Genomic DNA, 15,831 nt, shown 5'->3' on the forward strand with positions numbered 1-15,831 from the left:
ATGGCTCCAAAAAGATTGGTAAGAATAGCAAAATTTGGTGAGCCTTTTGGAATTAGAGGGGGAATTAAGGTTTGGTCCTTTTTTGACTTTATATATGCTCTCAAGAAAGGACAAAGGTTATATATTTCAGAAGGAGATACAGAATTTGTGAAAAGAGAAGTAATATTAGAAGAGGTTAGAGAGCATAATAAAGGATATGTTTTATATTTTGAAGAATTTAAGGATAGGACAAGTGTAGAAAAAATAAGAGGGAATTGGTTACTTTTAGAAGAAGATTTATTGCCTCCTCTACCAGAGGGATATTTTTATTCATACCAAATAATAGGATTACAGGTATACAATACTAAGGGGGATTTTTTAGGGGTTGTTAGAGAAATTATTGAGACAGGAAGCAATGATGTGTTTGTTGTAGAAAGTGATGAAGGGGAAATGCTTCTTCCTTTTATAAGGGATATAATTAGAGAAGTTAATATTCCTGAAGGGAAAATAGTTGTAGAAATGTTAGAAGAATTATGAGAATAGATATAATAACAATATTTCCTGAATTTTTTAATGGACCATTTAACATTAGCTTAGTTAAAAAAGCTATAGAAAAGGGTATTGTTCAAATTTTTATACATAATCTGAGAGATTTTACCGATGATAAACATAGAAAAGTGGATGACTATCCTTATGGGGGCGGTTCTGGGATGGTAATGAAACCAGAACCCATATTTAGAGCGGTTAGGGCTCTGAAAAGAGAGGAAAGTGAGGTAATACTACTTTCCCCCCAAGGGGAGGTTTTTACCCAAAGAATAGCGGAAGAATTATCAAGAAAAGAACATCTAATCTTTATATGTGGTAGATATGAAGGAGTTGATGAAAGAGTGAAGACAATAATTACAAAAGAGATATCAATAGGAGACTATATACTAAGTGGTGGAGAGATCCCTGCATTAGTTGTGACAGATGCCATTATAAGGCTTTTGCCAGGAGTTGTAGGAGACCCTAATTCAATAAAGGAAGAATCCTTTCAGGATGGGTTATTAGAATATCCCCATTATACCCATCCAAGAGAATTTGAAGGCTTGAAAGTTCCAGAGATTCTTCTCTCTGGAGATCATGAAAAAATTAGAAGATGGAGAAGAAAAGAATCACTGAAAAGGACCCTTTTAAGAAGACCCGATCTTTTAGAAAGGGCATCTTTAACTAAGGAGGATTTTGAGTTATTAAAAGAAATAAGGAAAGAATTAGGAAAGGAGGTAGACTATGGATTTAATTATTCAGAATGTAGAAAAGGAAATGATGAAAAATAAAGAACTTCCAGAAATCTGGCCTGGTGATACTGTAAGAGTTCACTATAGGATTGTTGAAGGAGATAAAGAAAGAATTCAGGTATTTGAGGGAGTAGTAATTGCAAAGAAACATGGAGGTATAAGAGAAACTATTACTGTAAGAAAGGTAGTTCAAGGTGTAGGCGTGGAAAGAATATTTCCTCTTTACTCACCTCTTGTAGAAAAGATCGAAGTTGTTAGAAGAGGAAAGGTAAGAAGAGCAAAATTGTACTACTTAAGAGGCTTAACTGGTAAGAAGGCAAAGATTGCTGAGAAGGTGGAAGAATGAGAGAAAAAATTGATACCGCTATTCTTTGGGTAAAAGACAAGATAGCTTTTATTCTTGCAAAAAGACAAGAGTTAAAAGGGAAAGAGTGGTATGAGTTTGTAGAGACTGTAGTTTTTGCATTCATATTAGCTTTCTTAATAAAAAGTTTTATATTGCAGATCTCTTATATACCTACAGGTTCTATGATCCCCACTTTGAATGAGGGAGAAGCAGTTTTGGTTGTTAGAATTCCATATTATTTTAGAGAACCAAGAAGAGGAGAAATTATTGTTTTTAAGTATCCTTTAGACCCATCAAAAGAATATGTAAAAAGATTAATAGGACTTCCAGGAGATAGAGTAGAGATTAAAAACGGTGAGGTTTATGTAAATGGGCAAAAGCTCGTAGAAGATTATGTAAAAAGAAAGAGTGATGATAATTACGGTCCTATTACTGTTCCTAAGGATAGTTACTTTGTATTGGGAGATAATAGACCTGTAAGTGTAGATAGTAGATATTGGGGGTTTGTGCCAAAGAAAAACCTTGTGGGAAAGGCAATATTACTATTATGGCCTCCCCAAAAAATTCACATAGTCCAATAGAGACAGAATTACAGCTTTGGCAAAAATATAAATATGTGGCAGGGGTTGATGAAGCTGGAAGAGGATGTTTAGCAGGACCTGTTTTTGCCGGAGCTGTAATTCTTCCTCCCTTTTCTTCTCTTCCTTTAAAAGACTCAAAAAGTCTAACACCCTCAGAAAGGAAAAGGCTTTTTCTTCTAATTAAGAAAGAGGCTGTGGCATGGGGATATGGATATGCAGAAGTAGAAGAGATAGAAGAACTTGGTATATTACAAGCATCTCTTTTGGCTATGAAAAGAGCCATATTAAACTTGCCAATTACTCCTGAGATTGTTATTGTGGATGGAAATAAAACTATACCTGATCTTTCTATTCCTCAAATAGCTGTTGTTAAAGCGGATAAATATTGCAAAACAGTATCTGGAGCATCAATTGTGGCAAAGGTATTAAGGGATGATCTCATGGAAAAAATTGATGAAGAATATCCCCTATATGGATTTAAGAGGCATAAAGGTTATCCAACTAAGGAGCATAAAAAAAATATTTTAACTTATGGACCTTGTGAAATTCATAGGAAAAATTTCAAATTACTGTGAATAAAAAAGAGTTGGGAAAAATAGGAGAGGATTTTGCTGAGAATTATTTTAAGAATAAAGGCTTCTTAATTAGTGCAAGAAACTTCAGAACACCCTTTGGAGAGATAGATCTAATAGCGGAAAAAAAGAATATAATCATTTTTGTTGAGGTAAAAACACGAAGGACTATGGATTTTGGAGCCCCAATTGAGGCAGTTGACAATAAAAAACAGGAGAAGATTAGATTTATTGCAAACTATTATTTATCTAAATTTGGAAAAAAGAACTTATTAGTAAGGTTTGATGTTTTCTCTATTATTTTGGATGAGAATAATAAAATTATGAAATGGGAGCATATAGAAAATGCTTTCTAAGGTATTTTCAGGAGTTCTTGTGGGATTAAATTGTTTCAAGGTAGAAGTAGAGGTTGATTTGGCATCTGGGGTTCCAAGCTTTAATATTGTAGGTCTTGCAGAACAAGCAATACAAGAAGCTAAAGAAAGGGTTAGATCCGCTATAAAAAATAGTAATCTTGAATTTCCATTAAAAAGAATAACAGTTAATCTTGCTCCTGCAGATCTTAGAAAAGATAGTTCACTTTTAGATCTTCCCATTGCAATTGGCATATTATCTGCGGAGATGAATATAAACTATAATTTTGAAGAAGTGGCTTTTTTAGGAGAGCTTGCATTAGACGGAAGAATTAGGAAAGGTAAAGGACTTTTACCTTTGGTATATGGATTGAAAAATAAAGGTTTTAAGAAAGTATTTATTCCAAAGGAGAATGCTCCTGAATGTAGCTTAATAGAAGGATTAGAGATTCTTCCTGTTGAAAATCTAACTCAGGTACTAAACTTTTTAAGTGGAGAAGCTTTTTTACAGCCATTGGAATTTAATATGCCAAGCTATAAGCCCATTTTTGATAATGATATTTCTTTGGTAAAGGGGCAAGAAGTGGCAAAAAGAGTTTTAGAAATTTCTGCTGCTGGTGGACATAATTTGCTCCTTGTTGGTCCTCCTGGTACTGGAAAAACGTTGCTCGCAAAATCCCTTCCCTCTATTCTTCCTCCATTAACCTATGATGAGGCTTTTGAAGTAACTCAAATTTACAGTATAGCAGGTCTTTTAGAGGATGAATTTCTTATACAGAAGAGACCTTTTAGAAGTCCCCACCATACGATTTCCTATGCAGGTCTAATAGGTGGGGGTTCAACCCCGCAGGTAGGTGAGGTAAGTTTAGCTCACCGAGGAGTACTTTTCTTAGATGAACTTCCTGAATTTAGAAGAGATGTCTTAGAGGCATTAAGACAACCCTTAGAAGAAGGAAAGGTTATAATTTCACGTTCTAAATATACAGTATCTTATCCGGCTCAGTTTATATTAGTCTCCGCTATGAACCCCTGTAAGTGTGGGTATTTATGGGATAATGAAAAGGATTGTACTTGTTCCCCTTATGAGATAAAAAGTTATTGGCATAAGGTATCTGGTCCTCTTCTTGATAGATTTGACTTGAGAATATATGTAAGAAGAGTAGAAAAAGAAAAAATTTTCCAAGATGTAAGTGGAGAAACTTCAGATAAAGTTAGGGCAAGGGTTGAAATGGCTCGAAAAATTCAAGAAGAGAGATATAAAAAGGAAAAGATATATACAAACTCTCAGCTAAACCCAAAACTTATAAAAAAATATTGTCCTCTAACCCCTGATGTCAAAAATTACCTTGAAAATATAGTTGAAAAAATGAAAATCTCATTAAGAGGGCTGGATAGGATAATTAAAGTATCAAGAACAATTGCGGATTTGGAAGGAAGTGAACAAATAAAATTGGAGCATATTGCAGAGGCAGTATCCTATAGAGGTTTTGAGGAGTTTGTTATTTAGGTGATGAGTGACGCGTTATGGGTGACGCGTAACGAGTGACTGGTAACAATTAGGGAGCAGGGAGAAAATCCTTGCTCCCTTTTTTTTGTTTATAAATTGATTTTTCAAAAAAATTAAAATGAGGGTCAGAATTTGACACTTTGAGTTTTTATACTTAAGGGTGGAAAATAATTTAATTTTAATTGGGAGGTGAGGGAAATGAAAAAGGTATTTTATTTAATCTCCATTTTAGTATTATTTTCTCTTTTTATTTCAGGATGTGCATCAAAGCCAGAAAAGATAGTTTTTGTTTCTCAGCCTGCTAACAATTCTTATGTGCCAGGATCAGGTTTAGTGGAAGTTTCTGCAAGGTTAAAAGAGGGAGTAAATGTAGCAAAAATAGAATTTTATGTAGATGGGGCAAAAATTGGGGAAGATTTTTATTCTCCATATAGCTCTCTATAGGATACCAGTTATCTAAAACATGGTTCATCCCATATTGTGGAAGTAAGAGCTATAGATGGTAAAGGGAATATATTAGATAGAGATTCTGTAACTTGTTTTATCAATGTGGAATGGACTATAATCATGTATCTTGATGGACATAATAATCTGGCAAGTTGTATTCAGCAAGATATTGATTATATAAAAAGCTTTTCAAACACATCAGGAGTAAATATTGTTATTCTTGCAGGTCCATATCAGTATCTTGCTACTTCATACCTATATTACTGCCATAATGGAAAACTTGATACTTTATTTTCTGGTGCCGTAAACTTTGGATATGCTGAAAACTTACGAATTTTAGTCTCTTATGCCCTCTCAAACTTTCCTGCTAAAAAATATTTGATGGTTATTGAGGATCATGGGAGTGGATGGAAAAGTAAATCACAAGGTAATATAGATCGGGATATTTGTTTTGATGAACTATATAATAATAATTCTCTCACTATGCCAGAGCTTAGAGAGGGTTTGAGCTCTGGTCTTTTGGGAAAGAAAATTGACCTTCTTTATCTTGATGCTTGTTTAATGGGAAATATTGAAGTTGCCTATGAGCTTAAGGATGTTGCTAAATATTTAATTTTCTCTGAGACTACAGCATATGGTCCAACAAGATGGGATTTAATCTTGAGTTTTCTTCTCTCAAACGCAACTTGCGATCCTATTTCTCTCGGAATTAAAATCATTGATATATACTACAATAACAATTCTAATAATAATAAGATCACTATGTCTTTAGTAGACTTAAGCAATGTAAGTTCCATTGTGTCAGAGCTTTACTATTTTGCTACTTATCTTAAAAATTGTTTACCTAATTCAGCTCAAGCTATCATGAACCTGAGGAATGTAACTCCATCCTTTGCCCCCGGCAACAATTATGAATATATGGATCTATACTGCTTTTCTGCTCTTGTGAAAAATAACACTTCTTATTCTGATCTACAATATTCAGCGGAAAATCTCATGAATAAAATACAAAGTGCAGTAATTTATAATAGGTACATTGATTACACTCTTCTTGGAGGGCTTTCCATATGGTTCCCATATGTGGTAAATGACTGGAATTTAGGACTTACAAAATATGCAGATCTTTTATTTACTAAAAGTAGCGGTGGACTTGCATGGGCAGATTTTCTTTATAATGAGTTTTACTATTATTACAATACTTCACCAAATAAACTGTCTCTAAATTGATTTAGTTTTAAAGGTATCCCCCTCTTTACATGGTTTAAAATATATGGTAATATAGCAAACTAAATAAGTGGTCAATGGCGAGGAAGAGGAGTAGTACTTAGGCGATTACCTTACAGAGAGCCAGGGGTTGGTGGAACCTGGTGGTATAGCCTAAGGAACTCGCCTCGGAGCTGAAAGTTCGAAGGCGAAAGAAGGCATAAAGCCTTCTTTTTTGCTATGTAGAACTTTTCGTATTTCCTGCGTTAAAGGAAAGAGTGGTCCTGAAAAACTTGGACCGATGAAGGTGGTACCGTGGGAAGCTTCTCACCCTTTTTATTAGGTTGAGAAGCTTTTATTTTAAGAAGGGAGGTAAAAGCTTATGGAGATGACAGTAGCTCAAGCTATAGTAAGATTTCTGGAGGAGGAAGGGGTAAAAATTGTATTTGGATATCCTGGAGGAGCTGTTATAACATTTTACGACGCTTTATACAATTCCTCTATAAAACATGTATTGGTAAGGCACGAACAAGGTGCCGCTCATGCTGCTGATGGCTATGCGAGAGCAAGTGGAAAATTAGGTGTGTGTATAGCAACTTCTGGACCAGGAGCTACAAATTTAGTAACAGGGCTTGCTACTGCATTTATGGATTCTTCTCCTGTATTGGCAATTACTGGTCAAGTGAGAACATCTGCACTTGGTAAGGATTCATTCCAAGAGGCAGATACTACAGGTATCACAATGCCAATAACAAAACATAATTATCTTGTAAAAAATCCTGAGGAAGTCTTGAGAGTATTTAAGGAGGCAATTTTTATAGCAACTACCGGAAGAAAGGGACCAGTTTTAATAGATATTCCTGCAGATATTTTTGCTGCAAAAATAAATTACCAATATCCTAAGGATGTTAATTTACCTGGATTTAAACCAACTTTTGAACCTCACCCACTGCAAATTAAGAAAGCAGTGAACCTAATAAAGGAATCAAAAAGACCAGTAATTTTTGCTGGTGGGGGAATAATTGCTTCTGAAGCCAGTGAAGAATTAATTAAATTTGCAGAAAAGATAAACGCTCCTGTAGTTACAAGTCTTATGGGTAAGGGAGCAATACCTGAGGATCATCCATTATATTGTGGATTTATTGGTATGCATGGTGCTGCTTATGCCAACTTCACAATAAATAAAAGTGATTTAATAATAGCTATTGGTGTAAGATTTAGCGATAGGTCTACAGGAAAGATTGATACCTTTGCTCCAGAGGCTAAAATCATACACATTGATATAGATCCTGCAGAAATTGGGGAAAATACTACTCCTGATGTTCCAATTGTGGGAGACGCAAAAATAACTTTGCAAAGACTATACAATGAGGTTGATCCAAAGGAAAATCCAGAATGGTGGAAACAGATAAATGAATGGAAAGAGAAGTATCCATTAAGATATAGAAGGAAAGAAAATGTTATTCAGCCCCAATACGTAATTGAGAAGATTTATGAAATTACAAAGGGAGAAGCTATTATTGTCACAGAGGTTGGACAAAATCAGATGTGGGCAGCACAGTATTATAAAGTGAAGAAACCAAGACAGTTTATTACATCTGGTGGTTTAGGTACTATGGGGTTTGGTCTTCCAGCAGCAATAGGGGCAAAGCTGGCAAGACCTAATGATATAGTAATTGATATAGCAGGTGATGGAAGTATTCAAATGAATATTCAGGAGCTTGCAACTGCTGTAACTGAGAAATTGCCAATAAAAATATTCATATTAAACAATAGTTGTCTTGGTATGGTAAGGCAGTGGCAAGAGCTCTTTTATAATAAAAGATATGCTTGTACTCTCTTTGATTTTCATCCTGATTTTGTAAAACTTGCTGAAGCATACAGTGCCTATGGAAGAAGAGTAGAAAAGGTTGAAGAGGTAGAAAGTGCTATTGAATGGGCTTTAGAGAAAAATGATGCTCCTGTAATTATAGATTTTATGGTTGAGAGAGAAGAAAATGTATTTCCAATGGTGCCAGCTGGAGGCTCTATAGATAAGATGATGATTGATTAACGAGGAGGTGTTACAGTAATGAAACATACTCTCTCCATTTTAGTAGAGAACAAACCCGGAGTATTAGCAAGAGTAGCAGGACTATTTAGTAGAAGGGGTTACAATATTGAAAGTTTGGCTGTAAATACTACAGAATCTCCTAATATATCAAGGATAACCTTGGTTGTTGATGGAGATGAAAAAGTTTTAGAGCAGATCACGAAACAATTATATAAGCTTATTGTAGTATTGAAGGTTAATGATTATACAGATACTCCTGTGGTTGAAAGAGAATTAGCTTTAATTAGGGTAAATTCAGATAGTAATACAAGAAGAGCTATTATAGATTTAGTAGAGATATTTAGAGCGAGCATAGTTGATGTTAGTGAAAAAGACCTTGTTATAGAGGTTACTGGTGATAGTGAAAAGATAGATGCTTTTATAAAAAATTTGGAGCCCTATGGAATTAAAGAGATGGTGCGAACAGGAAAGATTGTGATGGCAAGAGGAATGAGATTAAATAATAAATAATAAGGAGGATGGAAAAATGGCAAAGGTATATTATGATTCTGATGTTAATATGGATGTTTTAAAGGGTAAGACAATAGCTGTTCTTGGATATGGGAGTCAGGGAAGAGCTCACTCAAATAATTTAAAGGATAGTGGTCTAAAGGTTATATTAGGACTTAGACCAAATGGAGAGTCCTGGAAAAGAGCCATTGAGGAAGGTATGGAGGTGTACGATGTAGAGACTGCAGTTCAAAGGGCGGATATCATTATGTTTCTTCTTCCAGATACAGAACAACCTAAGTTATACAAAGAGAAGGTTGCTCCTTATCTGAAACCAAACCAGGCATTGGGATTTGCACATGGATTTAATATCCATTTTTCCCAGATTGTTCCGCCTCCTTTTGTAGATGTGTTTATGGTAGCTCCAAAAGGACCTGGTCCTCTTGTAAGGGATTTGTATAAAGAGGGTAAGGGAGTACCTGCCCTTTTTGCAGTGCATCAGGACTATACTAAGACCTGTAGAGATATAGCTCTTGCCTACTCCAAAGGAATAGGGGCAACAAGAGCAGGAGTTTTGGAAACTACTTTTAAAGAGGAGACTGAGACAGATCTTTTTGGGGAACAGGTAGTCCTTTGTGGGGGAGTTACCGCTCTTATTAAGGCAGGTTTTGAAACCTTAGTTAATGCGGGATATCAGCCTGAGGTTGCCTATTTTGAATGTCTTCATGAGCTTAAACTGATTGTAGACTTAATAAACCAGGGTGGCATTACCTTTATGAGAAAAGCAGTTAGTGATACAGCAAAGTATGGTGATATAACAAGAGGTCCAAGGATAATAAATGACTCTGTAAAGAAAGAAATGCAAAAAATTCTCCAAGAGATACAGGATGGAGTTTTTGCCAGAGAATGGATCTTAGAGAATCAAGTAGGAAGACCTGTATTTAATGCACTATTAAAGAAAGATGAGGAGCATCTCATAGAGAAAGTGGGTAAAGTTTTGAGAAAGATGATGCCCTGGTTAAAGAGCGAGTAAAGGGGGTACCTTTATGGAAAGAATTTATATTTTTGATACAACCTTAAGAGACGGAGAACAAACTCCAGGGGTAAGCTTGAATGTAGAAGAAAAATTGGAGATAGCAAAACAGTTAGCGAAGCTAAATGTAGATATAATAGAGGCAGGATTTCCCATAGCATCTCCTGGAGAGTTTAATGCTGTAAAAACTATTGCGGAAAAGGTAAAGGGACCAGTTATTGCTGGTCTTTCCCGAGCAGTACAACAAGATATTGATACTGCTTGGGAAGCCTTAAAAAATGCAGAATCTCCCAGGATACATACCTTTATTGCTACTTCAAATATCCATATGGAGAAGAAGTTAAAGAAGACAAAGGAAGAAGTATTAGAGCAAGCTGTATGGGCAGTAAAGTATGCAAAAAAATATTGTAGTGATGTGGAATTTTCACCAGAAGATGCCACAAGGAGTGATTTTGATTTCTTATGTAAAGTATTAACAGAGGTTATAAAGGCTGGTGCAACAGTTATAAATATTCCAGATACTGTAGGCTATGCCTTACCATGGGAATTTGGAGAGCTTATTAAAAAATTAATGGAGAATGTGGAAAATATAGATAAGGTCATTGTTAGTGTTCATTGTCATAATGATTTAGGTCTTGCTGTTGCAAATTCCCTTTCTGCAATTGTAAATGGTGCGAGACAAGTTGAATGTACTATAAATGGTTTGGGAGAGAGGGCAGGTAATGCAGCATTAGAAGAAATAGTTATGGCATTAAAGGTAAGGAAAATTGGAAAGGATACAAATATAAACACAAGAGAGATATATAGGACGAGTAAACTGGTGAGTGCCTTAACTGGAGTTATGATTCAACCAAATAAAGCTATTGTAGGGGATAATGCCTTTGCTCATGAATCAGGCATACATCAGCATGGAGTAATACAAGATCCATCTACATACGAAATAATGAATCCAACAACCATTGGGCTACCTCAGAGTAGAATTGTATTAGGTAAGCACTCTGGAAGACATGCCTTTGAAAAGAGATTAGAAGAACTTGGATATAAATTGACAAAGGAAGAGATAGATGAGGCGTTCAAAAGATTTAAAGAGCTTGCAGATAAAAAGAAAGAGATAACCGATAAAGATATAGAGGCAATTATAACAAATGGATTTGTTAAAGAGTCAGATAAATTAATATTAAAACACTTACAGGTTGTAAGTGGTGTAGGGATAGTGCCTACAGCTACAGTAATATTAGAAAAAAATAATGAAGAGGTACACAGTGTGGAAACAGGGAATGGTCCTGTAGACGCTGTATATAAAGCTATAGCAAAGGCGGTAAATATTGAACATAGTCTTGTTGATTTTACTTTGCACTCTATAACATCAGGAACTGATGCGTTAGGAGAAGCAATTGTAAAAATATCCGACAAAAAAGGAACCCTTTATACTGGGAGAGCAACAAGTACAGATGTTATAGAAGCAAGTGCAAAAGCTTATGTTAAAGCATTAAACAATTTACTTACTGCAGAGGAAGGGAGTGAAAATTAGTGGGTTATACTATCACAGAAAAAATTCTTTTAAAACATAGTAATAATAAAGAAATTGCACCAAATGATTTGATATTTGTGAAATTAGACTTCATCTTAGCAAATGATATAACTGCTCCTCTTGCAATTAAAGAATTTAAAAAGATAGGAGTTAAAAGGGTCTTTGATACTGAGAGAATTGCATTAGTCCCAGATCACTCTACTCCAAATAAAGATATAAAGTCCGCCCAACAATCAAAAGAGATGAGAGAATTTGCAAGAGAGCAGGGCATAAAATACTATTATGAAGTTGGAAGAGTTGGAATAGAGCATGCATTACTTCCAGAAGAGGGGTTAACTCTTCCAGGAGATTGCATAATTGGGGCGGATTCTCATACATGCACCTATGGAGCTTTAGGAGCTTTTTCTACAGGTGTAGGTAGTACAGACTTAGCATATGCCATGGCTTTTGGAGAAATATGGTTAAAAGTTCCTGAATCTCTTAAATTTGTATACTATGGAAAATTGCCGAAGTGGGTTGGAGGGAAAGATCTAATTCTTTACACTATTGGAAAGATTGGGGTTGATGGTGCAAGATATATGGCAATGGAATTTACAGGAGAAGTTATAAAAAATCTTCCTATGTCTGATAGACTCACTATGTGTAATATGGCGATTGAAGCGGGAGCAAAAAATGGAATCATTGAGCCCGATGAGATTACATTAGAATATATTAAGCCAAGGGCTAAAAGAGGTTACGAGCTTTTTTATAGTGATAAAGATGCAAATTATAAAGAAGTTTATGAGTGGGATGTTTCTAATTTGGAGCCAATGGTAGCTTTTCCTCATCTACCCAGTAATGTTTATCCAGTTTCAGAAGCAGTAAATAAAAATATCACTTTAGATCAAGTTTATATTGGTTCATGTACAAATGGGAGATTAGAAGATTTAAGAATAGCTGCAAAAATATTGAAGGGACATAAAGTGAATCCAAATTTAAGACTCATAATAACTCCTGCAACCCCAAACATTTATATGCAAGCTTTGAAAGAAGGCTTAATAGAGATATTCTTATCTGCAGGAGCCACTATTACTCCTCCCAGTTGTGGACCATGTCTTGGTGGACACTTAGGTGTACTTGCAGAAGGTGAAAGGGCTTTAAGTACTACAAATAGAAATTTTGTTGGAAGAATGGGGCATCCAAAAAGTGAAGTTTATTTAGCAAATCCAGCGGTTGCTGCAGCATCTGCCATCTTAGGAAGGATTGCAGCTCCCTGGGAAGTGGAGGTGAAAGAATAATGATTTTTGAAGGAAAAGCCATAAAGTATGGAGATAATATTGATACGGATGTAATAATTCCTGCAAGATACTTAAATACAACTGATCCAAAGGAGCTTGCAGAACACTGCATGGAGGATTTAGACCCTCATTTTAAGGAGAAAGTAAAAGAAAAAAATATATTGGTAGTGGGAGAGAATTTTGGGTGTGGATCTTCAAGAGAACATGCTCCAATCGCAATAAAGGCAAGTGGGATTAATTGTATAATAGCTAAATCTTTTGCAAGAATTTTTTATAGAAATGCTATTAATATTGGACTACCGATAATAGAGCTTCCTGAGGCTGTAGATAAGATAAAGGAAGGAGATGTATTAAAGATTGATTTCACAGAAGGAGTTGTAGAAAACCTGACCACAGGTGAAAAGTTTAAAACTAAGCCATTTCCACCATTAATACAGGAGATAATAAATAAAGGTGGTTTAATTAATTTTGCTATAGAAAAAGCAAGAGGTGAAGGTTTATGAGTTATAGGATTGCAGTTCTTCCTGGAGATGGAATTGGTCCTGAGGTTGTTAGGCAAAGTGTAAAAGTGTTAAAAACCATAGAAAAAGTTTTTGGTCATAAATTTGAAATTGAGTATGGGTTAGTTGGGGGCTCCGCCATTGATGAGAAAGGAGTTCCACTCCCTGAGGAAACATTTAGGTTGTGTGAAGAGAGTGATGCCATTTTATTGGGTGCAGTAGGAGGTCCAAAGTGGGATAATCTACCTTCCCATCTAAGACCTGAGCAGGCTCTTTTAGGACTTCGAGGGGGTTTAAAGTTATACGCTAATATAAGACCTATAAAAACTTATAAGACTTTAATCTTTAGCTCACCTTTAAAGCCTGAATTATTAGAAAGTGTAGATTTTGTTATTGTAAGAGAATTGACAGGAGGACTTTATTTTGGAAAACCAAAGGAAAGATATGAGAAGGATGGAAAAATTTATGCAGTTGATACTATGCTTTATTCAGAGGATGAAATAAGAAGGATTGCTAAGATTGCTTTTGAAATAGCAAAGAATAGAAATAAAAAGGTAACATCAGTAGATAAAGCAAATATTTTAGAAACATCAAGACTTTGGAGAGAGATTGTAGAGAATGTGGCTAAAGATTATCCTGATGTAAAATTGGAGCATATGTATGTAGATAACTGCTCTATGCAGATTGTTAAGTATCCAAAGCAATTTGATGTTATTCTTACAGAGAACACCTTTGGTGATATTTTAAGTGATGAAGCGTCAGTTATAACAGGCTCTATTGGTATGCTTCCGTCTGCAAGCCTTGGAGAGGATTCAAAAGGTCTTTATGAGCCTATTCATGGCACGGCACCTGATATTGCAGGTAAAAATATTGCTAATCCATTAGGGACCATTCTTTCTACCGCCTTCCTTCTGAGGTATTCACTACATTTGGAAGAGCCTGCAAAGAAAATTGAGGAGGCAGTTGAAAAAATTTTAGAAAAAGGTTATTTCACTATGGACCTATACCAAGGCAATCCCTATGCAAAAAAGCTGGTTTCCACTGAAGAGATAGGGGATTTAGTAGTTGAATATATTGAGAGAGGTGATTTAAGTGAGTAAGATCTACATATATGATACTACTCTTAGGGATGGAGCACAGAGCGAGAGAATTTCCTTTTCTTTAGAAGATAAAATTAGAATAGCGGAAAAGTTAGATGAGTTTGGAGTTGATTATATAGAAGGTGGTTGGCCTGGCTCCAATCCAAAGGACTTAAACTTCTTCAAAAGGATAAAAGAAGTTCCATTAAAACATGCAAAGATAACTGCTTTTGGGAGTACTCGTAGAGTGAAAAATGCTCCAGAGGATGATCCAAATTTGAAATCTCTTCTTGATAGTGATACTCCTGTAGTAACTATTTTTGGTAAATCTTGGGACTTTCATGTAACTGAAATTCTTAAAACAACTTTAGATAATAACTTGCAAATTATCTATGATTCTATTAAATATTTGAAGGCTCATAATAAAGAAGTTATTTATGATGCAGAACATTTCTTTGATGGATATAAATCTGATCCTTCTTATGCTATAGCAACACTTGAATCTGCAGTAGAAGGCGGAGCGGATTGGATAGTGCTTGCGGATACAAACGGTGGAAGCCTTCCTTGGGAAATACAAGAAGCTATAAGAAAGGTGAAAGAAAAGATAAAGGTGCCTATAGGCATACATACTCATAATGATTCTGAGCTTGCAGTGGCAAACTCAATAGTAGCAGTAATGGAGGGAGCAACTCAGGTCCAAGGTACTATAAATGGATATGGAGAAAGATGTGGAAATGCAAATCTTTGCTCCATAATCCCTATTCTTCAATTGAAGATGGGATTTACTGTAATTCCTGAAGAGAATTTGGCAAAATTAACAGAACTTTCCCATTGGGTTTCTGAAGTAGCTAATCTTCCTCCAGAACCGTGGGCTCCCTTTGTTGGTAGAAGTGCTTTTGCCCATAAAGGTGGAGTACATGTTAATGCTATCCTAAAGAATCCAAGATCTTATGAGCATATAAATCCAGAAAAGGTAGGAAATAAGAGAAGAATTTTGGTATCTGAGCTTTCAGGTACAAGTACTATTGTTTCAAAGGCAAAGGAGTTTAATATTGATATTGATAGAGAATCTCCTCTTGCAAAAATTATATTAGATAAAGTAACTGAATTAGAGAATGAAGGATATTACTTTGAGGGAGCAGAAGCCTCCTTTGAACTTCTTGTTAGAAAGACTCTTGGGGAAGAGATAAAACTATTTGACTTAATAGGATTAAGAGTAATTGTGGAAAAGATAGGAGAACATGGAGAAACTACTACTGAAGCTACTTTAAAATTGAAAGTAAAGGATGAGATTGTGCATGTTGCTGCGGAAGGGAATGGTCCTGTAAATGCTTTAGATTCTGCCTTAAGAAAAGCTCTAGCCCAATTCTATCCAAAATTAAAGGATATTCAGCTTTCAGACTTTAAAGTAAGGGTCATAAATGGAACCAGTGGAACTGGTGCAAAGGTAAGAGTGCTTATAGACTCTACGGATGTAAGTGGTAAGAATTGGAGCACAGTAGGAGTATCAACGAATATTATTGAGGCAAGCTGGAAGGCTCTTGTAGAAAGCTTAGAATATGGATTATTGGTAGAGAAAGAGGATCAGGAAAGCACCTGGTAAT

Annotated in this window: 17 protein-coding genes; all 17 read left to right on the top strand. The window is 35.4% G+C overall.

Features of this window, described 5'->3' with window-relative positions; all coding sequences use genetic code 11:
- Positions 1-15 precede the first annotated feature (15 nt).
- Positions 16-516: a 16S rRNA processing protein RimM gene (rimM, locus tag CBR30_06535; GenBank protein ID PMQ01354.1), complete on the top strand. Its 501-nt coding sequence runs from the start codon at positions 16-18 to the stop codon at positions 514-516.
- The gene (locus tag CBR30_06540) at positions 510-1,295 is read left to right on the top strand and encodes a tRNA (guanosine(37)-N1)-methyltransferase TrmD (GenBank protein ID PMQ01308.1); all 786 of its coding nucleotides are present in this window, start codon (positions 510-512) and stop codon (positions 1,293-1,295) included. Before rimM ends, CBR30_06540 begins: the two co-directional genes overlap by 7 nt.
- Positions 1,249-1,602: a 50S ribosomal protein L19 gene (locus CBR30_06545; protein ID PMQ01309.1), complete on the top strand. Its 354-nt coding sequence runs from the start codon at positions 1,249-1,251 to the stop codon at positions 1,600-1,602. The genes CBR30_06540 and CBR30_06545 overlap by 47 nt, the downstream gene beginning before the upstream one ends.
- Entirely contained in the window at positions 1,599-2,183 is a 585-nt protein-coding gene (gene lepB / locus CBR30_06550) for a signal peptidase I (GenBank protein ID PMQ01310.1), read from the top strand. Before CBR30_06545 ends, lepB begins: the two co-directional genes overlap by 4 nt.
- Positions 2,150-2,758, top strand: coding sequence for a ribonuclease HII (locus CBR30_06555; protein PMQ01311.1), 609 nt, complete (start codon positions 2,150-2,152; stop codon positions 2,756-2,758). Before lepB ends, CBR30_06555 begins: the two co-directional genes overlap by 34 nt.
- Positions 2,755-3,111 (top strand): YraN family protein, encoded by a 357-nt coding sequence (locus tag CBR30_06560; protein ID PMQ01312.1) that lies wholly within the window; start codon positions 2,755-2,757, stop codon positions 3,109-3,111. The genes CBR30_06555 and CBR30_06560 overlap by 4 nt, the downstream gene beginning before the upstream one ends.
- Positions 3,101-4,615 (top strand): magnesium chelatase, encoded by a 1,515-nt coding sequence (locus CBR30_06565; GenBank protein PMQ01313.1) that lies wholly within the window; start codon positions 3,101-3,103, stop codon positions 4,613-4,615. Before CBR30_06560 ends, CBR30_06565 begins: the two co-directional genes overlap by 11 nt.
- Positions 4,616-4,813: 198 nt before the next feature.
- Positions 4,814-5,059, top strand: coding sequence for a hypothetical protein (locus CBR30_06570; GenBank protein ID PMQ01314.1), 246 nt, complete (start codon positions 4,814-4,816; stop codon positions 5,057-5,059).
- Between the two features lie 36 nt (positions 5,060-5,095).
- The gene (locus tag CBR30_06575; protein PMQ01315.1) at positions 5,096-6,289 is read left to right on the top strand and encodes a hypothetical protein; all 1,194 of its coding nucleotides are present in this window, start codon (positions 5,096-5,098) and stop codon (positions 6,287-6,289) included.
- A gap of 358 nt (positions 6,290-6,647) precedes the next feature.
- On the top strand, positions 6,648-8,318 hold the full coding sequence (gene ilvB, locus CBR30_06580; GenBank protein PMQ01316.1) for an acetolactate synthase, large subunit, biosynthetic type: 1,671 nt from the start codon (positions 6,648-6,650) through the stop codon (positions 8,316-8,318).
- Positions 8,319-8,336: 18 nt separating this feature from the next.
- Entirely contained in the window at positions 8,337-8,828 is a 492-nt protein-coding gene (locus CBR30_06585) for an acetolactate synthase small subunit (protein PMQ01317.1), read from the top strand.
- A 16-nt stretch (positions 8,829-8,844) separates the two neighbouring features.
- The gene (locus tag CBR30_06590; protein ID PMQ01318.1) at positions 8,845-9,840 is read left to right on the top strand and encodes a ketol-acid reductoisomerase; all 996 of its coding nucleotides are present in this window, start codon (positions 8,845-8,847) and stop codon (positions 9,838-9,840) included.
- Positions 9,841-9,853: 13 nt separating this feature from the next.
- Positions 9,854-11,371 (top strand): 2-isopropylmalate synthase, encoded by a 1,518-nt coding sequence (locus CBR30_06595; protein PMQ01319.1) that lies wholly within the window; start codon positions 9,854-9,856, stop codon positions 11,369-11,371.
- A complete protein-coding gene (gene leuC, locus CBR30_06600) occupies positions 11,371-12,648 on the top strand; it encodes a 3-isopropylmalate dehydratase large subunit (GenBank protein PMQ01320.1) in 1,278 nt (425 codons plus the stop codon). The genes CBR30_06595 and leuC overlap by 1 nt, the downstream gene beginning before the upstream one ends.
- Positions 12,645-13,151 (top strand): 3-isopropylmalate dehydratase small subunit, encoded by a 507-nt coding sequence (gene leuD / locus CBR30_06605; protein PMQ01321.1) that lies wholly within the window; start codon positions 12,645-12,647, stop codon positions 13,149-13,151. The genes leuC and leuD overlap by 4 nt, the downstream gene beginning before the upstream one ends.
- A complete protein-coding gene (leuB, locus tag CBR30_06610) occupies positions 13,148-14,248 on the top strand; it encodes a 3-isopropylmalate dehydrogenase (protein ID PMQ01322.1) in 1,101 nt (366 codons plus the stop codon). The genes leuD and leuB overlap by 4 nt, the downstream gene beginning before the upstream one ends.
- Entirely contained in the window at positions 14,241-15,830 is a 1,590-nt protein-coding gene (locus CBR30_06615; GenBank protein PMQ01323.1) for a citramalate synthase, read from the top strand. Before leuB ends, CBR30_06615 begins: the two co-directional genes overlap by 8 nt.
- The last annotated feature ends 1 nt before the right edge of the window (position 15,831 follow it).

It is taken from the genome of Dictyoglomus sp. NZ13-RE01, from assembly GCA_002878375.1.
In the GTDB taxonomy this organism is placed as follows: Bacteria; Dictyoglomota; Dictyoglomia; order Dictyoglomales; family Dictyoglomaceae; genus NZ13-RE01.